The 19,873-nt window shown below is 61.0% G+C and carries 16 protein-coding genes; 15 read left to right on the top strand and 1 reads right to left on the bottom strand.

Going from position 1 to position 19,873, the window contains the following annotated elements; translation table 11 throughout:
- Positions 1 to 5 precede the first annotated feature (5 nt).
- Positions 6 to 695 carry a hypothetical protein gene (locus IPI01_13370; protein ID MBK7258758.1) on the bottom strand — a complete coding sequence of 230 codons (690 nt, stop codon included), beginning with the start codon at positions 693 to 695 and terminating at the stop codon, positions 6 to 8.
- Between the two features lie 212 nt (positions 696 to 907).
- Between IPI01_13370 and IPI01_13375 the strand changes: the two genes are divergently transcribed.
- From IPI01_13375 to IPI01_13445, 15 genes are all read left to right on the top strand, one after another.
- Positions 908 to 1,624 (top strand): YIP1 family protein, encoded by a 717-nt coding sequence (locus IPI01_13375; GenBank protein ID MBK7258759.1) that lies wholly within the window; start codon positions 908 to 910, stop codon positions 1,622 to 1,624.
- Positions 1,625 to 1,641: 17 nt separating this feature from the next.
- Positions 1,642 to 2,652, top strand: coding sequence for a DUF72 domain-containing protein (locus IPI01_13380; GenBank protein ID MBK7258760.1), 1,011 nt, complete (start codon positions 1,642 to 1,644; stop codon positions 2,650 to 2,652).
- On the top strand, positions 2,624 to 2,977 hold the full coding sequence (locus tag IPI01_13385) for a hypothetical protein (protein MBK7258761.1): 354 nt from the start codon (positions 2,624 to 2,626) through the stop codon (positions 2,975 to 2,977). The genes IPI01_13380 and IPI01_13385 overlap by 29 nt, the downstream gene beginning before the upstream one ends.
- Positions 2,974 to 3,483: a hypothetical protein gene (locus tag IPI01_13390; GenBank protein MBK7258762.1), complete on the top strand. Its 510-nt coding sequence runs from the start codon at positions 2,974 to 2,976 to the stop codon at positions 3,481 to 3,483. The genes IPI01_13385 and IPI01_13390 overlap by 4 nt, the downstream gene beginning before the upstream one ends.
- Positions 3,405 to 3,629, top strand: a complete 225-nt coding sequence (locus IPI01_13395) for a hypothetical protein (GenBank protein MBK7258763.1) — start codon at positions 3,405 to 3,407, stop codon at positions 3,627 to 3,629. Before IPI01_13390 ends, IPI01_13395 begins: the two co-directional genes overlap by 79 nt.
- Positions 3,626 to 4,612, top strand: coding sequence for an ATP-dependent helicase (locus tag IPI01_13400; protein ID MBK7258764.1), 987 nt, complete (start codon positions 3,626 to 3,628; stop codon positions 4,610 to 4,612). Before IPI01_13395 ends, IPI01_13400 begins: the two co-directional genes overlap by 4 nt.
- The gene (locus tag IPI01_13405) at positions 4,609 to 5,553 is read left to right on the top strand and encodes a homocysteine S-methyltransferase family protein (protein ID MBK7258765.1); all 945 of its coding nucleotides are present in this window, start codon (positions 4,609 to 4,611) and stop codon (positions 5,551 to 5,553) included. Before IPI01_13400 ends, IPI01_13405 begins: the two co-directional genes overlap by 4 nt.
- Positions 5,550 to 6,590, top strand: a complete 1,041-nt coding sequence (locus IPI01_13410; protein ID MBK7258766.1) for an ATP-dependent helicase — start codon at positions 5,550 to 5,552, stop codon at positions 6,588 to 6,590. The genes IPI01_13405 and IPI01_13410 overlap by 4 nt, the downstream gene beginning before the upstream one ends.
- A gap of 8 nt (positions 6,591 to 6,598) precedes the next feature.
- Positions 6,599 to 7,849, top strand: coding sequence for a hypothetical protein (locus tag IPI01_13415; protein ID MBK7258767.1), 1,251 nt, complete (start codon positions 6,599 to 6,601; stop codon positions 7,847 to 7,849).
- 246 nt (positions 7,850 to 8,095) lie between these two features.
- Positions 8,096 to 9,964, top strand: coding sequence for a hypothetical protein (locus IPI01_13420; protein MBK7258768.1), 1,869 nt, complete (start codon positions 8,096 to 8,098; stop codon positions 9,962 to 9,964).
- Positions 9,965 to 9,978: 14 nt separating this feature from the next.
- Positions 9,979 to 10,515, top strand: a complete 537-nt coding sequence (locus IPI01_13425; protein ID MBK7258769.1) for a T9SS type A sorting domain-containing protein — start codon at positions 9,979 to 9,981, stop codon at positions 10,513 to 10,515.
- Between the two features lie 226 nt (positions 10,516 to 10,741).
- On the top strand, positions 10,742 to 13,825 hold the full coding sequence (locus IPI01_13430) for a hypothetical protein (protein MBK7258770.1): 3,084 nt from the start codon (positions 10,742 to 10,744) through the stop codon (positions 13,823 to 13,825).
- Positions 13,822 to 14,469, top strand: a complete 648-nt coding sequence (locus IPI01_13435) for a response regulator transcription factor (GenBank protein ID MBK7258771.1) — start codon at positions 13,822 to 13,824, stop codon at positions 14,467 to 14,469. The genes IPI01_13430 and IPI01_13435 overlap by 4 nt, the downstream gene beginning before the upstream one ends.
- A gap of 160 nt (positions 14,470 to 14,629) precedes the next feature.
- Positions 14,630 to 17,035, top strand: a complete 2,406-nt coding sequence (locus IPI01_13440; protein MBK7258772.1) for a T9SS type A sorting domain-containing protein — start codon at positions 14,630 to 14,632, stop codon at positions 17,033 to 17,035.
- Between the two features lie 374 nt (positions 17,036 to 17,409).
- Positions 17,410 to 19,737 (top strand): carboxypeptidase regulatory-like domain-containing protein, encoded by a 2,328-nt coding sequence (locus IPI01_13445; protein MBK7258773.1) that lies wholly within the window; start codon positions 17,410 to 17,412, stop codon positions 19,735 to 19,737.
- Positions 19,738 to 19,873 lie beyond the last annotated feature (136 nt).

Below are 19,873 nucleotides of genomic sequence, written 5' to 3' on the forward strand. Positions count from 1 at the left end.
AACCTTCAAAGAAAGGAAGAAGGAAGGGGGGGCGGCGGTCCTGTCCAGCTGAGTTGCGTCTTGTCCTTGTCGCTGTGCCCTGCTGCTTTCACCGCACTCTGTGCGGCAGGAAGACTCTTTCCTTCTTCCTTCTGCCCTCTTCCTTGCTTTCCCATATCGAACACCTTATCCATCCCCCCCATCACCCCCGGCAGAAGGCCGCGGCGGGCAGGAGGCACGGGCCCCACATCGGTGGACGCCACCAGCACCGAGACCCCATCCCGCTTCAACCCCTGCAATGCCTGCATCATCCGCTGCACACCGAGGCGCACATCGCGCAGCGGTGCCTGCTCGTCATAGAACGTGTCCAGCAACCCGAAGATGAGCACCACCGGCGACTTGCGGTCGCGCACGAACCCCCGCAACCGCTCGGCGATGACCGCTTCCATCTGATAGCAGGTGAACGCCCGGGAAATGAAGATATTGCGGAGCAACTCGTCCGGCGTACACCGCCCCCCTGCCGTCCGCCGCGCGAACTCTGCAAGCCCGTACAGATCGAACCGGTTGCTGCCATCCACCAGCGTCACCGGAACGCCCTGCAACAACGTGTAACCGGCCGCGATCAGCGCAAGCCGGAAGACACTGCTATCGCCGTGCACGCCATACAACGTCCCCGGCGGTGCCGCACGGAATTGTTCTACAATGCTCAAAGACATGGTCACCGTTCTCCTGGGCCTCTTCTCTGCGGGACTGCCGGACAGCAGAACCCCGCAGAACGATACGACATATTTGTCATGCTGTCAAGAGCAAAGTAACAAAAATGTCGTATCGCAAATTGCTTCTGGAACCCGCATTTCCTATCTTGATGCGAGGGTCCGTTGCACCTACGGCACACGATCGCACACCGGCGTACGAACCACAGGAACAGATGTCTACCCGCGAAAGATTGGTTGCGTTCTTCATTGCACCCGCACGGTTCTTTGCGGATATCTGCGACTCGCCCTACCTCGAGATCAACTGGCGGATCCCCATCACGACCTTCGTGGTGGTGACGCTCGTACTCCGGCAGATCATGCTCACGAACCCCACCCTGGTGGGCCAGATGCAGACGAAGATCGCCGACGAGATCAACACCGCGGTCACCACAAGCCAGATGTCGCAGGAAGAGGCCGATCAGGCCCGCACCTTCGCCACGCCCGGCAACACGCTGTTCGAGATCTTCCTGGCATTCCTGATGTCCGTCGCAGCACCGCTCCTCCTGTTCGGACTCTCACTGATCTACTGGCTGCTTGGCCGGCTGAGCATGGGCAGCGAAGCACCGTATGCAAAAGTGGTCGAACTGGTCGGCATCACGTTCTTTGTGAACACGATCGAAGCGGTCGTCACGGCGGTGGTGATGAATACGACCGGGTCCGTGACGGCAACGCCAAGCCTCGCACTCGTTGCGCCGTCCCTCGATCCGGAAAGCGGCACCTTTCTGGCCCTCACGCTCGCCAACCCGTTCCGGATCTGGGACCTGACGCTCATGAGCCTCGGACTCGCGCGACTCTTCCAGCGCGACCTCCCCAAGGTGGCGGTGATCGTGTTCACCCTCTGGATCGTCTGGTCCGCCGCAACGATCATCGTCGGCATCCGTCTGGTCTGACAGCAGGAGGAGAGGTCGTGGGAAAGACGCGCAAGCACAGGACCGGAGAGACGCTCCCGCTGTTCGCAGAGGAGACGGCCCCGATCGCGGGGCCCGGGCCGTACGCCGCGACGAATGCGGGCAGGCTCCGGCAATGGGCGGCCCGCGGCATTTTCTTCGGCACATCCTCATGGAAGTACCCGGGATGGAAGGGGATGGTGTACACACGGAGCTATCCCTCCAAACGCGACTTCGAACAGGAATGCCTTGCGGAATACGCTTCGATCTTCCCGACGGTGTGCGCCGATTTCGCGCTCTATGATTTCCCGAAGCCGCTGCAGATGCGCGCGTTCCACGAGAGCACGCCGGAAGAGTTCACGGTCTCGTTCAAGGTGACGGATCGCATCACGATCAAACGCTACCCGGATCTGCCGCGACATGGCTCGAACGCCGGCACGGTCAATCCCGACTTCCTGAACTTCGCGCTCTTCGAGGAGGCGTTCCTCCGCCCCCTCGAAGAACTCAAAGGCAAGGTCGGCGTGATCATCTTCGAGTTCTCGACCTTCCATCCGTCGACGGGCATCTCGCTGCCGGTGTTCCTGTCGCTGCTGGATCCGTTCCTTGCCCGGCTGCCGTCGTCGTACAGATTCGCGGTGGAGGTCCGCAACGCCGATTTCCTGACGCCGGACTATCTTCACCTGCTGCAGGCACACGGGGTGGCGCACGTCCTGAACAGCTGGAGCCGGATGCCACCGCTGGACGAACAGCTCGCGGCGCCGGGCAGCCTCCCCGCGCCGTTCTCGGCCGTTCGTGCCCTGCTGAAACCGGGACGCACGTATCAGGATGCGGTGGATACATTCCAGCCCTACGACCGGATCCAGGAACCCATCCCTGCCATCCGGCAGGCACTTGCGGACACCGTTGTGCGTTGTATGAAAGAGGACAAGAAGCTGTACGCGTACGTCAATAACCGGGTAGAAGGCAATTCACCCAAGACCATCGAGGCCATTCTTGACATCCTTGCCCAGTACCCCTACGAAAAACTCTGAGCAGAGCGGGACACCCCATCCCCCTGCGCGCCAGCTGGTCCATCCCGTCTCGGCTCTCCTGCTGATCGCCGTGGATGCCCTCTGGTCCATCCCGGACATGGCGGCATTCGCCTGGATCCTCACGATCCCGCTCTGTTTCCTCGCGGTCGGCGTCCCCACATTTCTCATCCAGCGCTTTCTCGCGAAGAGCCCGGTGATGCATGCACTCGGCGTCGCATTCGTCCTCGGCGCCCTTGCCGCCATCCCCACACCGGTCATGGGCACCGCCGTTGGCACGATCCTGCTGACCGTTGCCGGACTGCGTTCACTCGGGGGCACGCGATGACCCCGGCGAACGGACAGCCCCGCAGCATCCAGGCCGTAGCGATCCTCGGTATCATCGCCGCGGTCCTGTTGATCGGCGCAAGCCTCGTTGCCTACCGGCTCTTCGTCCAGGCACCGGCGGAACTCGCCCGCGCCACCGCCGACGGCATCCGCTCGATCTTCCAGGTCACGCCACAGGTGACCGTCAACCAGACGATCATCATCGAACAGGCATCGCCGATCCTCGAGATCGCCACCGTCTCGCGACAGATGATGATCGACCACCAGTGGTCGCATTCCTGGCTTGGCAGCACGAAGTTCATACACGTCCGCGGCACATTCACTGCGAAAGCAGGCTACAACCTGAAGGAACCGTTCGCCATTACCATCACACGCGACCCGATGAGGGTCACCGCCAGTCTCCCCGACCCCGGCTTCTATCCGTACAGATGGACTCATTCGCTGTGGTCGCGGATGAAAGTGGATGGTGGAACCGCCTTACCGAAGAGGACCGGTCGCAGGCAGTGACGACGCTGCAATCGCTCGCACGAAGCAAGGCGGAGGCCTCCGGCATCCTGAACGATGTGCGCACAAGCGCGGAGGACCGGATCCGCGAGCTGGTGGAACGGAATGGCGCCGAGGTGCTCTTCGAGAAGCCGGGGACACCGCAGTGAAGACGTACGTCCTCCGGAAGAGCCCCACCGAGGTTGCACCGGCCGCAACGGACCGGAAGTTCCTTATCGATTACCAAAAGGAACTGAATCCGGCCCAGTATGCCGCCGCAACCTCCGTGAACGGCCCGCACCTCATCGTCGCGGGCGCCGGCACCGGAAAGACCCGCACGATCACGTTCCGTGTGGCCTATCTTGTCGAACTGGGGGTGAAACCCGAAAGCATCCTCCTCCTCACCTTCACCCGCCGTGCTGCGCAGGAAATGCTCCGCCGGGCCACCATGCTCCTCGATGCACGCTGCGAGCGCGTTGCCGGCGGTACCTTCCACTCCTTCGCAAATCTCGTCCTCCGCCAGTACGCTTCACTCATCGGCTTCCAGTCATCCTTCAGCATCCTGGACCAATCCGATGCCGAGGATGTCGTGAACCTGCTCCGCACACGGCTGAAACTCGACTCGCGCGAGCGCCGCTTTCCCCGCAAGCAGACGCTCTTCGATATCTTCTCGCGCGTGGTGAACACCGGCGTGCCGCTCCGCGATGTGCTCAAGGAGGACTATCCGCATTTCGAGGAACTCCTGCCGGAGATCGAGTCGCTGATGAAGGCATACACGGCGTACAAGGCCGGCCATGATCTCATGGACTACGACGATCTGCTCGTCCACCTGCGCACGCTGCTCCGCGACCACGAGCGGGTCCGCGAAACGCTCTCCGACCGCTACAAATATATCATGGTGGATGAATACCAGGACACCAACCGTGTGCAGGCGGAGATCGTCTGGCTCCTCGGACACAAATACGGCAACGTGCTGGTGGTGGGCGATGATGCTCAGTCCATATACGCATTCCGCGGCGCCACCGTACGCAACATCCTCGAATTCCCCGAACAGTACCCCGGGTGCACGATCATCAAACTCGAAGAGAACTACCGCAGTACCCAGCCGATCCTCGACCTGACCAACGAGATCCTCCGGAGGGCGCGCGAATGAGCGGACGGCCTCTTGCATCGCTGCTCGCACAGCGCGGTGTACTCATCCTGGACGGTGCGATCGGCACGGAGTTGGAGCGCCTGGGTGTGGACACCAGCCTTCCGCTCTGGTCAGCACGTGTGCTCCTCGACGCTCCCGACGTGCTGCTGCAGATCCACCGCGGCCATCTTGATGCCGGCGCCGATATCATCGCGGCGAACAGCTGGCGCACAACCCCGAGGACATTCCGGCGGGCGGGACTGCCGGACCGCTCCGCCGAACTGACCCGGCAGTCGGTCGCGATCGCACACCACGCCCGCACGTTCTCTCCGGAACGCACGATCCTCGTCGCTGGATCCATGTCCCCTCTCGAGGACTGCTACCGGCCCGACCTCGTCCCCTCTGATGCCGAACTCCGCGCGGAACACACACTGCACGCCGACCGCCTTGCGTCTGCCGGGGTCGATCTGCTCATGCTGGAGACCTTCGGGACGATCCGCGAAGCGCGTATCGCCGGCGAGGCGGCACTCGCTACAGGCAAGGAGGTCATCATCAGTTTCCTCTGCCGCGGCGACGGACGTCTGTACAGCGGCGAGTCCCTTGCCGATGCGGTGCAGGCAACCTCCGCGCTTCCCGTCTCCGCACTCAGCATCAACTGCGCCCCGGCACGCTCCCTCACACGGCTTGTCGATGATCTCCGGGTCGCTATGGCCACGCACCGGAAGGATGGCCTTGATCACCTGGCGGTCTACGGCAACGTCGGACGGGAAGGTGGCGAGGTGGATGGGGAGTTCGTGACCGAGGTGTCCCCGGCCGACTATGGCGCGCTGGCGGCATCCTGGGCCGGCCATGGTGCACGCATCATCGGCGGGTGCTGCGGCACGACCCCGGAATACATCGCCGCGGTCCGCGATGCGCTCGCGGCGTTCAGGACACGGCCCACGCACGGAGGGCCGGCGTGACGACCCGGCATAAATACGCCAAACACCTCTTCACGCAGAAGCCCGGCGGCGAACTCCCGAGCATTGTCGTCGCGCAGACCGAGAACCTGCAATCCCGGTTTGTCATCCAGAAGATCCTGGATCTCCGCGAACAGGGCATCCCCCTCCAGGATATCGCCATCCTGTTCCGCTCCAGCTATCTGTCCTTCGACCTGGAGATCGAACTGAACAAAGCTGATATCCCGTTCGTCAAGTTCGGAGGGTTCAAGTTCATCGAGACCGCACATATCAAGGACCTGGTTGCGTATCTGCGCGTCATCGAGAACCCGCGCGACGCCGTTGCGTGGAACCGGATCCTGCTGCTCGTGGACGGCGTCGGGCCGCGCACGGCAGAGAAGGTGATCGACGATATCGTGGCGCGCCGCGCTCCGGCAGAACAGGACGCGACAGGCACGACGCTCCCGGCTTTCTGGTCACAGTTCAGCAGCTATCCGGACAAGGTCCGCGACCTGTTCGCGAAGCTCAAGGATATCGCACCGCAACACCTTGCACCGGCCGACAAGATCCAGCAGCTCCTTCCGTATTACGAGCCGATCTTTGCAAAGCGGTACGACGACTGGAACAAGCGGAAGAAGGACCTCGAAATGTTCCAGCAGATCGCTGAACGATACCGGGCACTCGGGCCGTTCCTCAGCGACCTGACCCTCGAACCTGCGAATGAGAGCGTCACCGATATCGCGCCGACCGAAGCCGACGAAGAAAAGCTGATCCTCTCCACGATCCACAGCGCAAAAGGGCTGGAGTGGAATTCGGTCTTCGTCATCTACGCGCTCGACGGACGCTTTCCTTCCACACGTGCGGCGCTGTCCGAAGAATCGATGGAAGAAGAGCGCCGCCTGATGTATGTTGCGTGTACACGTGCAAAAGAACATCTGTTCATCACCTATCCCATCAACATCTATGACCGTGATTCCGGTCTGGTCCTCTCCAAGCCCTCGCGCTTCATCGCGGGACTTCCGGAGAACCTGCTGGATACCTGGGTCATCGACGAAGAGTAAGTGCAGCCATGACAACACGACGATCTGTCCTCCGGACCCTCGCCGGGATCCCCCTTGCGGTTGGCGCCTCCGACACCATTCTCGCTTCCCTTCTTGCTGACGAATCCCGTCTCAAAGGATCCATGTGGATCTACCTCTGGGATATCGTCGATGAAGGATACGACACCGTGATGGCCCGCCTGAAGGAGAACCATCTGTCGGCGGTGAGCCTCGCCACGGCATACCACGCGGGCAAGTTCCTCGCGCCGCACAACCCGAAGCGCAAGGTCGTCTTCCTCGAAGATGGCACCGTCTATTTCCGCCCCGACCCGAAGCGATACAAGCGCATCTCGCCCCGGGTGAATTCCCTCGTGAAGGCAGGTCACGACCTGAAAGCTGTGAAGGCACACGCGGACAAGGTCGGGCTGGAGACACGGAGCTGGGTGGTCTGCTGCCACAACACCCCGCTCGGCCGCGCGTATCCCGACACGGTGTGCCGTACCGCCTTCGGCGATCCGCTCTATCATAACCTCTGTCCATCGAATGAGGATGTCCGTGCCTACCTCCGGGCGATGGTCAAGGATATCGCTTCCCATGGCGTCACCACGATCGAACTGGAGGCTCTACAGTTCCAGGGGTACGCACACGGCGAGCATCACGAACGGGAGGGGATCGCCCTCGGCTCCATTCCGCGGTTCCTTCTCGGCCTCTGCTTCTGCGATGCATGCACACAGGCCGCAAGGAAAGCGAAGATCGACATCGATGCAGTGCAGAGATTCACGCGCGCCACCCTGGAAGAGTATTTCCAGCATCCGGAGAAGGTCGAAGAGCGGTACCCCATGCTCCTCTCCCTACCGGCCGACGTGCTCCAGAAATTCCTCGATTGGCGATGCCTCGTCATCACCACGCTCATCGAAGAACTCTCGGCGTACGCGGACGATGCCCTTCTCCGCCCGATCGTCAACTACGATCCCGAGTGGCGTATGATGGTCGGCGTGGACGTCCGCGCGATCGCCGCGATCACCGGTGGTGTCCTGATGCCCGGCTACGTGAAGGATGCGGCAGCACTCCGCCCGGTCCTTGCCCGGCTGCAGGGAGCGCTGGCAGAACGTTCGATCACTGTGGGTATGCAGGTCGGTATGCCTGAAAGCGGAGGGAAGACCGAATTCATCGACCGCATGAACCTCGCCCGCGAACGCGGCATCACGTCGTTCAATTTCTACAACTACGGATTCATCCCTCTGGAACGGCTTGAGTGGATCAAGGAGACGTTGACCTGAGAGGCATTACCTGGGCAGAGGGAACAGGGCCGCATCCGGATGGTCCTCCGTCCCACGCGTTCTCCCTCTGCCCCCTTCGGATCTCCTCTGTTCACCAGCAACCATCTGCCCACATCTACTCCAGCCATCATCCCTTCCTCGCCGTTAACCTCTGAATCTGAACAGTTTCACACGTTGCTCCGTTTCTCACGTGGCACAGGTCTTGTCCGTAGGTTGGTACCTGACAGCACAAACCTGGAGCCCGATATGAAACAGAGTGTGCGATCGATATCCTTGCCGGCGCTTTGCCTGGCAATAACGTTCGTTTACACCTCATCGGCAAACGGACAGAGCCTGGACGACTATCGTTCAAAAACGCCTCTCACAGGATCGTGGAAGAATGCCGCATCATGGGAGCGGTACAACGGCTCGTCCTGGGTCAACGCAGGGACCTACCCCACCGATGCGAATACGCACAACATCACCGTCCGGAGCGGGTCTACGCTCTCGGTGACCTCTGCCCTCACGGTGGACGACCTGACGATCGACGCGGGGGGGACGGTCAACAACAGCAACACCCTGACGCTGGGAACGACGATCTGCACGCTGAACGGGACGCTGTCGAATACGGGAACTCTCGTGCAAGGTGGAGCCCTGCTGGTCTACGGGACCCTGCGGAATTCCGGAAGCGTGACCACAGCAGATAACAGCACCTGGATCCGCACCGGAGGGACCTACGAGCACGAGATTGCGACCACCGCCGGAACGGTCCCCGGGTGCTCATGGGAGGCCGGATCGACATTACTGATCTCGGGATATACGAGCAATACGGAAGAGCTCTCCCTGCTGAAGAACCCGGAACTTCAGAACCTGACGTGGAACTGCCCCAGCCAGACCGGCGCGATCCCCTTCCCAACGGACTTCGGGACGATCCTTGGGACATTCACGATCGCATCGACAGGTTCGGGCAGCATCGTCACGAACACAACATCGAACCATCACTCGTACTGGGTCACCGGCAACTTCGTGCAGTCCGGCGGAACCCTCAACCTGAGTACCGGGAGCGAGAGTACGGTGTTCTGGGTGGAAGGCAATGTCGCGCTCTCCGGAGGAACCCTGACCGAAACAGGTCCGGCGACGGAACGATCCAAGATCATCCTCGTTCAGAACGACGCTCACGCGCTGGTGGATCTCACCGTAGCGGATGCGTACACATTCTCGAACAATGTCGGCATCGTTGTCTATGGCGGGGCCGAAGCCTCCCTGACGCAGGACTGCGACATCGATGACGGCGAACTGGAGGTGGCGGGCACGCTGCATTGCGGCACGGCGATCGTTCGTGGGGCTTCGTTCTCTATGAGTACCGTCTGGAGTACCCTTGGTATCGGCGACGAACACGGCATCGCGGCGAGCGCCGCAGAAGGCAACATCCAGACGACATCGCGCGGGTTGCAGGATATGACGTGTTACATCTATGAATATACTTCAGGAGACAGCTACAGCGGCGACGGCCTGCCATCGGTCGTCTATAGGCTCACGTCCGCGAACACCGGCGGAGCGTTGCACCTCGAAAAGAGCGTGACCGTCGATAACTCCCTGACCTTGACCAGCCCCGTCCACCTCGGTTCCTACGATCTTGTCTTGCGCCAGGACGCAACGGTGGCAGGCTCGGCGTATCTGGGTGCCGACAATAGCGGCACATTCACCCGGATGATCTCGGCCAACGGGACCTACCTCTTCCCTGTCGGCTCGGAGAACGGGGCTTCTCCCTTCACACTGAATATCACCGCTTCCGGATTCTCGTCCGCATCCATCGATGTGAACGTGCATGCCTCCGCCCATCCATTCAACACCAGCGCGAGCAGCTATCTCACACGCTATTGGTCATTGAGCGGGAATGGATTCTCCGGCCTTTCGTATGACGGGGCATTCACGTATGCCAGCGACGATGTTGAAGGGACCGAAGCGAATATCTACTGTGGCCGGTACACCGGATCCGAATGGCTCCTGGGCGGGCAGACAACGACCGGTACGAACACCATGACCATCCAGGATCAGACCGGGTTCGGTGCGGACGGGTGGCGAGTCGGGTTCGCTCCCCGTGCAATTGGCGGCACTGCGCGCGTGGCGCTCTGAAGGGGGTGGCCCATGTGGGTTGGCGCACCCTGAGCGAAGTGAACAACTATGGATTCCATGTCCAACGCAAGGAGAACGCCGCTGCCGGCTTTGTGGATCTTGCGGATGGCTTCCTGCCCGGTCACGGCACAACCATCGAAGCACAGGAGTACAGTTTCATCGACCGTAACCCGTTCCCGGGTGAATGCTCCTACCGCCTGCGGCAGATCGATCTGAACGGGGCAGAGCACACCACGGGTGAAGTGCGGTGCGAGGCCACGACCGGCATGGAAGAGGCCGCGCAACCGCGCGCATTTGCGTTGATGCAAAACTATCCCAATCCGTTCAACCCTTCAACGACCATAGTGTTCGATTTGCCCACCCGTGGGATGGTACGGCTCGAGGTGTGCGATCCGCTCGGGCGTACGGTCGCCACTCCGGTGAACGAGATGCGGTCTCCCGGCAGGCATACGGTGGTCTTCGACGCCGCCGGCCTGGCGTCCGGTGTCTACCTGTATCGTCTGCGCACCGGAGAGAACATGACGGTGAGGGCAATGGTCCTGGTGCGCTAGCTGCCTGCGGATGAGAACAACGCAAGGGGCAACAAGGTGATGCGACACGACCACCTGGTTGCCCCTTTCACATGCATGCGACGATCGCCGATCCTGGTCCCCTCCTTTTTCCCTTTTCCTTTTGCCTTCCTATTTCCTACCTTCTTCCGTGCGCCGCCTGGTTCTCCATATCGCCCTGGCCGTCGTGTCCTGTCTCTGCGGCACTTCATCACTCGCTCAGACGGGGATGGTGAAGTTCGACCACATCTCTCTCGAGAACGGCCTCTCGCAATCCACGGTCAACGCCATCGCACAGGATGGCCTCGGGTTCCTCTGGTTCGGCACCCAGGATGGCCTGAACCGGTACGATGGCTATGGCATCACGGTCTTCAAGCACAATGCGCGCGATCCGCAGTCGGTCTCCGATAACGGGATATGGTCCCTCTGCCGCGACCGTGACGGCGACCTCTGGATCGGAACGATGCGCGGGGGCCTCAGCCGGTATTACATCCGCACCGGGACCTTCCGCCACTACAGGCACTCCCCGGGCGACCCCGGCACCATCAGCGAAGACAATGTCACGGCGGTCTTCCAGGATTCCCGCGGCACCATCTGGGCCGGCACCCTCACCAGCGGACTGAATCGCCTCGACCCGGCAAGCGGACATGTTCACCGGTATCAGTTCGACCCCGCCGACTCCTCGTCGCTCGCCGACAACTCCGTCTGGGCGGTCGCCGAGGACAGTTCCGGTACCCTCTGGATCGCAACCTGGGGCGGCCTCTGCCGCTTCGTGCCACCGGCGGCAGGGGCGGACTCCGCACAAGGACATGGGTCGTTCATCCGGTTCAAACGCTCCTCCTCGACACGGTCCTCACCTGCAGGCAACAATATCCGCACACTGATGGTCGACCGGCGGGGAACCATCTGGATCGGCACCTGGGGACACGGACTCGACCGCCTCGACCCGCGCACCGGTGTGTTCACACATTTCGCACATGCTGCAAACGACCCGCACTCCCTTGCAAGCAACCTGGTCCTGTCACTCCATGAGGACCGGACCGGAGCGATCTGGGTGGGCACCAACGACGCCGGACTCGATCTGCTCGATCCCGTGAGTGGTACCGCGCGGCACTTCGTGCCCGACCCCTCGTCCCCGCTTGCCCTGAACAACGGCATCATCAGCTCCCTGTTCGAAGACAATGCCGGCGCACTCTGGATCGGCACCGCCGCAGGCGGGGTCAACAGGTTCGACCGGATGAAGAACCGCTTCGAACATTACCGCGACAACGCGAACGACCCCGATGACCTCTCGGGCAAGGACGTCTGGGCGCTGCTCGAAGGCCAGGATGGATCGCTCTGGATCGGAACGTACGGCGATGGACTGAACAGGTTCGACAGGCGGTCAGGGACGTTCACACACTTCGTCCATGCACCCGGCAAGCCGGGGTCCATCAGCAGCAATTACGTCATTTCGCTCTGCGAAACCCGCGCCGGGGTCCTCTACTGCGGCACGGAAGGCGGTGGGCTCAATCGGTTCGATGCCCGCTCCGGAAAATTCTCTGCGTTCAGGCATGATCCTCGCAACCCGAACTCGATAGCGCAGGATGAAGTGACGGTGATCCTTGAGGACCGGCGCGGCGCACTCTGGGTGGGGACGAACGGTTCAGGATTGGACCGCCTCGAACCGGCGACCGGCCACATCACCCACTTTGCACCCGACGAGAAGGATCCACACGCCCTGCCGGCGGGATCCATCCTCGCCCTTCTGGAAGACCGCGCGGGCGCGCTCTGGGTCGGCATGTACGGCGGCGGCGTGGCGAGACTCGACCCACGGACAGGCGAGATCACACAGTATATGTTCGAACCGTCCCGAACGAACGGGATCAACAATAGCACCGTTCTTTCGCTCTATGAAGATCCCTCGGGCATCCTGTGGGTCGGTACCTACGGGGGCGGGTTGAATCGATTCGACAGGCAGACCGACACCTGGCGATCGGTGACGGAACAACAGGGCTTGCCGAACGATGTCATCTACGGGATCATGCCCGACGCGCGGGGGAACCTGTGGCTCCCGACGAACAAAGGACTGGCACGATACACCCCTGCCACCGGTGCCGTCCGCGCGTTCGATATGACCGACGGGCTGCAGGGCAATGAATTCAATCAGGGTGCGTACCACCAGACACGGCACGGGGAGTTCTTCCTGGGTGGGATCAACGGGTTCAATGCATTCTTTCCGGACAGCATCACCGACAACCATTTCGTCCCACCCGTTTACCTCACCACCTTCAGGGTGTTCGACAAGGAAGCATCGCTGCCGGCGGCCCTGGCCGTGACACGTACCGTGGAACTGAACCACGACCGGAATTTCCTCTCGTTCGAGTTCGTCGCACTCAATTACACCTCTCCCGCCAAGAACCGCTACGCGTACATGCTCGAAGGGCTCGATGGCGATTGGATCGATGCCGGCACGCGCCGCTACGTCAGCTACACGAACCTCGAGCCCGACACGTATATCCTCCGCGTCCGCGGCTCCAACAACGATGGCGTCTGGAACACCGCTGGCACGTCCCTGACCATCACCATCGTTCCCCCGTACTGGAAGACCTGGTGGTTCCGCATTCTCGCGGTCGTGACCCTGGGCGGACTGCTCTTCTTCATGTACCGCTACCGCGTCAACAAGCTCCTGGAGATCGAACGCATCCGGACCTCCATCGCTTCCGATCTCCATGATGACATCGGCTCAACACTCACCGAGATCGCGCTGTACAGCGATGTGGGACTCCGCTCGCTCCGGCAGCACCACGAAGGCGCCCCGTTGACCGATGAGGAACGCGCCAAACTCTCCTCCCTCCTGGGAGAGATCGGAACGACATCGCGCTCGCTGATCGATGCCATGAACGATATCGTCTGGTCCATCGATCCGCGGAACGACTCCTTCGAATTCCTGCTGCTGCGTATCCGGATGCACGCCACGAAGATGCTGGAGGCCAAAGGGATCAACTACGACATCGATATCCCCGCGTCTCTCGCATCCCTCCGGCTTCCCCTGGCATCGCGCCGGCGCCTGTTCCTCATCTATAAAGAAGCGATCAATAACGTCCTCCGCCATGCGCAGGCATCCCGCGTCTCCCTGGCCCTCCGGCGCGAAGGGCGCATGCTGACCATGAGCATCGTGGACAATGGGACCGGTTTCGATCCCGGAAAAGGCGGCAGGGGCAACGGCCTGCACAATATGCAGACACGGGCCCGCTCGATCGGCGGCGCATTGTCGATCACCTCCACGCCGGGGCTGGGCACCACCGTGACCTTGCATGTAGGCATACCATGACCGCAAAGAGCGAAACCACCGTCATCGTCGTCGAGGACCGCACGCGCATCCGCGAGACCATCGTCGATCTGATCAACGAGACCGACGGACTCCGTTGTGCCGGCTCATACGGCTCCTGCGAAGCTCTGCTTGAACGCCTGGCAGACGAGGTACCAGATGTCATCCTTATGGACATCGGACTTCCCGGCATGTCGGGCATCGATGGGGTGAAGGCCGTGAAGGCGCGCTTTCCCGACGTGGACATCCTCATGCATACCGTGTTCGATGATGACGAGAAGATCTTCCAGTCGATCCTCGCCGGCGCATCGGGCTACGTGTTGAAGAATGCCGAGGCCGACGAGCTCATCCGCGCCATCCGCGAGATCCGCGTGGGTGCGCCCATGAGCGCGTCCATTGCCCGTCGGATGCTGGCGATGATGCGGGGCAAGGAAGCAAAGCCCACCGATGCACTCAACCTCACCCCACGCGAGATGGAGATCCTGCAATGGCTTGTGGAAGGGCTGAGCTATAAGAAGATCGCGGAGAAGCTGTTTATCAGCCCTCTCACCGTCCAATCGCATATCAAGAAGGTCTACGAGAAATTGCAGGTCCACTCCAAATCTGCTGCGGTCTCAAAAGCACTGAAGTACCGACTCTTCGAATGATCCCCTCCTGAGCAATACCGGGAATCTGGTCAATAGTGACCACTTCCTCTCCGGGAGCGGATGTGTATACCCCGGTTTGCGCGAATTCTGATCCTACCGCGTGGCATACACATTGTCCACACTTGTACGGATAGCTCTGTCACTATGGAGGATCAGGACCATGCGTACGCTTCTGCTCATGCTTTGCTTGCTTGCGCTCACCGCGCAGTCAGAACTCAGCGCAGCCACCAACGACCACCGCACCAAAGGATCCGGCGAATGGAGTTCACCATCCATCTGGGAGCGCTACAACGGCACCACATGGATCGATGCGGAGAACCCGCCAACCACTTCCGATGCGACGGTGACGATACTCACCGGGCATAGCGTCTCGGTGCAGTTCGATGCGACCATCGACCAACTGGTGATCAATGAGGGTGGAACAGTGACCGTCGAATCGGGCGTCACCTTCACCATAGCGGATGGCACGGGTGACGATCTGTATGTCACGGGCATGCTCGATGTCGTCGGAACCCTGCAGTTCAACGGTGGCGGGGGTGGGTTCAAGGTGTTCGGAACAGTAAGAAATTCGGGGACCATCAACGGGGCAGCGTGGTACTACGCATCAGGACGCTACCAGCACAACTACACCTCCACCATTGGATACATCCCGGCGGCTGCCTGGTATGGCAGCTCGACGTGTGAAGTGATCGGGTACACGACGGCAACGGGGAACATGAGTGTCGGGGCACAGACATTCCTGAATATCACATGGAACTGTCCGTCACAACAAAATGCCATCAACGCGCCGTCCCAATTCGACAATCTGACGGGAACGCTCACCGTGACATCCACCGGCAGCGGCTCATTGGTCTTCAACAACACCACCGGAAGCAAGTCGTGGTCGATGAACGGCGGCTTTGTTCAGTCCGGGGGAACCATCGATCTCGCCTCCAGCAGCGCTGCAACCAATCTCAACATTGAAGGCGCCGTGTCTCTCCTGGGTGGAACGTTGACCGAGACCGGGTCAGCGTCGTCGTCGTATATCCGCTTCACGGGATCCACGTCCCAGAACTTCGGCGTCAACAGCGGCCACACCACAGCGAATGACGTGGACTATTATGTGTGGCCTGGCTCCATCGTGACCCTGACCCAGAACTCGAACATCGATGTCGCCGCCCTGTACGTCGAGGGAGGTTCAACCTTCAACTGCGGTCAGTATGTGCTCTCCGGTGCAGCCTTCTATATGAGCCCTAATGCCATTCTTTCAACGGGAAACGACAATGGCATCTCTGCTGCCCCCACGGCATCCGGCAGCATCCAGACAACGACCCGGTCGTACTCGGGTGAAGGGTATTACGTCTACAACCATCCTTCCAGCATGTCGTACTCCGGGGACGGTATCCCGTCGACCGTGAACGGGCTGACATCAGCCAACACCGGCGGTACCCTTCAGATGGAGAAGGCCGTCACGGTGAGCAGCGCTCTCGTCCTCACCAGCCCGGTCCAGGTTGGGACCTCCGGCGGGAACACGCTCACGCTCGGAACAGGAGCATCCCTCAGTGGTTCGAGTTACGTCGCTCTTGATGGCTCGGGGAAATTCGTACGGTATTTCACCGGGGCGGGGACGGTGACGCTCCCGGTCGGCACTCCCGGTGCGTACAGTCCTGTCTCCGTGACCGTCACAGCATCCGCCTATACGGCACCGCATCTGGACGTCACCATGGCCGGCGCCAAACACGCTTCGAACTCGAGTCCATCGAACTTTCTGACGCGTGTATGGACCCTCTCGGCAGGAGGGATCACATCGCCCACCTATGACCTGTCGTTCACCTATACCAATGCCGATGTCAATGGCGTGGAGTCCGGGATCGTTTGCGCGCAGTACACCGGATCTGCCTGGGTGCCGGGGAACGCCACCAACCCGGCAACGAACACCATGACCATCTCCGGCCTGAATTCTCTCGGCGACTTCACCGGCGGCGAGGCCGATGTCCTTCCGGTGCAGCTTTCTTCCTTCACGGCAACCTCCTCCGACGCCGGCATTACCCTTGCCTGGAGGACCGTCAGCGAGATCAATAACTACGGATTCCATGTCCAGCGCCGTGCCGCGGGCAATGGTACATTCACCGATATCCCCGGCGCATTCATCCAGGGGAACGGCACAACACTGGAAGAGCACACGTACTCCTTCAGCGAGGCGCTGCCCGGTGATGGGCAGTGGGAGTACCGGCTGCGTCAGGTGGACCTCAATGGCGCGGAGTGGTTCAGTGATGCGGTGACGGTAGGCAGCGTGACAGATGTGATCGCTCAGCCGCCGCCTGTTGCCTATGCACTCGAACAGAACTTTCCGAATCCGTTCAATCCGACGACCACCCTGCGGTTCGCCGTGCCCGAACGGTCTCACGTCCGCATCATGCTGTACGACCTGCTCGGCAGGGCTGTGGCTGTTCTCGCGGACGACATGAGAGATGCCGGGCAACACTCCATCAGCATCGATGGACGCATGCTCTCATCGGGCATCTACGTGTGCCGGATGAACGCCGACGGTTTCCAGAAAATGGTGCGCATGACTCTCGTGAAATGACCCATTGCGGTAAGGACGCCCCTGCAAAGGTCAAAACAGCCCTGAAATAGCACATCGCAAGCCCGGCTCCGGCAACCCCGGAGCCGCGGCATTGTCACCCATCTCCCGCTACACCGCGGGGACCATTACCCCGCCAATCGTTCTGTCCTCGATCAGGCCTCCGTTTCGCACACCATCGCTTCGCAGACATGTTCCCGCTTTTCGTTGCATACCTCAACCCGCATTCACCTCTCACATGTCATTCTTGGCTCATTCTTAACAAATACCATATTTGTGGTATTGTCGTTCCCTCACCCCGCCCCTATATTATTCCCACGCTGACGGGCGAGGGCCCGCGGACGTTCGTTCAGACAGGCTATCATGAGGAGGGAAAGATGACGTCTCGCATACTCTATACTGCAGTGCTGGTGCTCGCGATGCTCGCGTCCGGCTTCGGCCAGGTCGCCACGCCGCCGGTCCCGACGAATCTCACTGCATCGTTGACCCCCGATGCGGCTCCGGCTGTCAAACTCGCATGGGGCGTGCCTTCCGGCACGTGGGGCTTCCTGATCTATCGGTCCGTCGATGACTCGACACATTTCCAGAAACTGGCAATGGTCAATGCCACCATCTATGTGGACCATGCCGTCCGCACCGGACATGTCTACTATTACTACGTGACGTCGCTCGGGATGAGCAACAGCACGAACCCGCTGCAGAGCGCACCGAGCAACATTGCTATGATCAAGATCGGTGGCACGATCGACCGCCCGGTGGGCGCTATCGCGGGAAAGGTCACGGACGACTCCACCGGCGCACCGATCCCCGGCGCACGCATCCTCATCACGCCGCTCCGTCCGACGATCCAGGCAACGATCGCCCTGCCCTTCGCGGTGACAGACAGCCTCGGGACCTACATCGTGAAACTGGATACTGGATCATACAAACTCCGCGTGGAACCTGCACCGTGGATGCCGCCCTCACCCCCGCCGTACGCCGGTGAATGGTACGACAACAAGAAGGATTTCTCCACCGCGAATCCGGTGCAGGTGACCGCCAATGCTTCAACGGAAGCGAACTTCGGACTCAGCCGGGTCCTGATCCCGACGGTGCCGAAGGGCATCATTACCGGCAAGATCACCGACGAGACGACAGGGAAGCCGCTCGCGGGTATGATGGTCCGCTCCTTTCGCAAAGGGAACAGCATCACGAAACTGATGCCAGTGGCCATGACGGACTCGCTCGGCGTGTATGCGATGAAGGTCGATACCGGAACGTATCTTCTGAAGACCGAGTCGCTCCGCATGTCCGTGATCGACTACATCATGGAGTGGTACGACAATGTCACCGATGCCTCCATGGCCACACCGGTCGTGGTCGCGGATGGTGCAACGGTCGAAGCGAACTTCCAGCTCGCCAAACCCGTCCCGCCAACCTTCGCGAGCATTGAAGGAACGGTCACCGATACCATGGGCGCTCCCCTGCGCCGTGCAACCGTGGTGATCATGCGTACCCTGCAGGATCTCACGAGCGCATCCTCGCTCACACTCGGTGCAGGACTCAACGACAACGAATCCATGGATGTGGAAGGCATCGGGTACTGCCGCGGTGTCATGTGGAAAGGCCTCACGGATTCTCTGGGGCGGTATGCGGCGCAGGTGATCGCCGGCCGGGCGTATATCGTCATGGCTGCGAAGTGGGGATACATCAACGAGTACTACAACGATCAACCAACCCCGCTCCTTGCAGACATCATCAAGGTCACGGGCAATGTCACCGGCATCGATTTCTCGCTGACGCCGAATCCCGTCATTCACAACAGCATCAGCGGCGTGGTCCGCGATTCCGCGGGCACCGGTGTTCCATCGATCATCGTCCTCTTCCCCGCCCACCGGTTCCTGCCGGTACTCCCCCTGCACCGCGTTGGCCATACGGACTCGATGGGGGCATACACGATCGGGAACGTGCGTGCCGGAAAGTATTTCGTCCTGGCCGTGCCACTCGGGAAATTCGCACCGGCCTTCTACAAAGCAGGCGCGTATGGCGTGATGCATATGGCAAAGGCCGATACCGTAACGGTGAGCGGTGACGTGTCGGGGATCGACATCGGCGTCGTCCAGGTGAATTCCATCGGGCTGGTCCGTGTCCGTGGCCATATCTTCGCGGGCGGCAAACCCCTTCCCGGCGCACGCATCCTTGCGACCATGGCCGGCGTCGTGGTCGGCAGCACACTCACGGACAACCTTGGTTCCTACACCATCGAGGGAGTTCCGTCCGGTGTGACAACGTTGACGGTGGATGCGGCCGGTTACACCGGCGCAGACAAGAGCGTGAGTCTGCCGGTGAGTTCTTTCGAAGTGAACAATGTGGACTTCACGATGCAGACCGAGACCCCGACGGACGTGAGCGGATCCACATCGATGCCATCGGCGTTCGCCCTGCATCAGAACTATCCGAACCCGTTCAACCCCAGCACAACGATCTCGTTCGATATGCCGCAGGCCGGACACGTGAAACTGTCCGTCTTCACTATGCTCGGGCAGGAGATCGCGACACTGGTGAACGGCACCATGGCCTCCGGCCGGGCATCCATTGTCTGGAATGCCACCGACCGCACCGGCGTGAGCGTTGCGAGCGGGGTGTATTTCTACCAGTTGACCGTGCATGCGGCCGATGGACGGTCGACGTATCGTTCGGTGCAGAAAATGCTGTTGGTGAGGTGACGCCGCTCGTCCGCCCGGCAAGGAACGAACACGGACGTTACGAGAGAGATGCAGGAAGAGGAGAGGATGCAGTGCGGGAGAGGCGCAAAGGGTGGACCACCACCCTTTGCGTCACTGTTTTCCGTACCTTGATACA

The sequence above is a fragment of the Ignavibacteriota bacterium genome (assembly GCA_016707525.1).
Lineage (GTDB): Bacteria > Bacteroidota > Ignavibacteria > UBA10030 > UBA6906 > JAGDMK01.

Bases quoted from the DNA above. Each gene is read 5' to 3' on its own strand.
- IPI01_13415 (MBK7258767.1), top strand. From the start codon at position 6,599: ATGACAACACGACGATCTGTCCTCCGGACCCTCGCCGGGATCCCCCTT.
- IPI01_13370 (MBK7258758.1), bottom strand. From the start codon at position 695: ATGTCTTTGAGCATTGTAGAACAATTCCGTGCGGCACCGCCGGGGACG.
- IPI01_13405 (MBK7258765.1), top strand. From the start codon at position 4,609: ATGAGCGGACGGCCTCTTGCATCGCTGCTCGCACAGCGCGGTGTACTC.
- IPI01_13440 (MBK7258772.1), top strand. From the start codon at position 14,630: ATGCGTACGCTTCTGCTCATGCTTTGCTTGCTTGCGCTCACCGCGCAG.
- IPI01_13445 (MBK7258773.1), top strand. From the start codon at position 17,410: ATGACGTCTCGCATACTCTATACTGCAGTGCTGGTGCTCGCGATGCTC.
- IPI01_13430 (MBK7258770.1), top strand. From the start codon at position 10,742: ATGGTGAAGTTCGACCACATCTCTCTCGAGAACGGCCTCTCGCAATCC.
- IPI01_13395 (MBK7258763.1), top strand. From the start codon at position 3,405: ATGGACTCATTCGCTGTGGTCGCGGATGAAAGTGGATGGTGGAACCGC.
- IPI01_13390 (MBK7258762.1), top strand. From the start codon at position 2,974: ATGACCCCGGCGAACGGACAGCCCCGCAGCATCCAGGCCGTAGCGATC.
- IPI01_13420 (MBK7258768.1), top strand. From the start codon at position 8,096: ATGAAACAGAGTGTGCGATCGATATCCTTGCCGGCGCTTTGCCTGGCA.
- IPI01_13375 (MBK7258759.1), top strand. From the start codon at position 908: ATGTCTACCCGCGAAAGATTGGTTGCGTTCTTCATTGCACCCGCACGG.
- IPI01_13435 (MBK7258771.1), top strand. From the start codon at position 13,822: ATGACCGCAAAGAGCGAAACCACCGTCATCGTCGTCGAGGACCGCACG.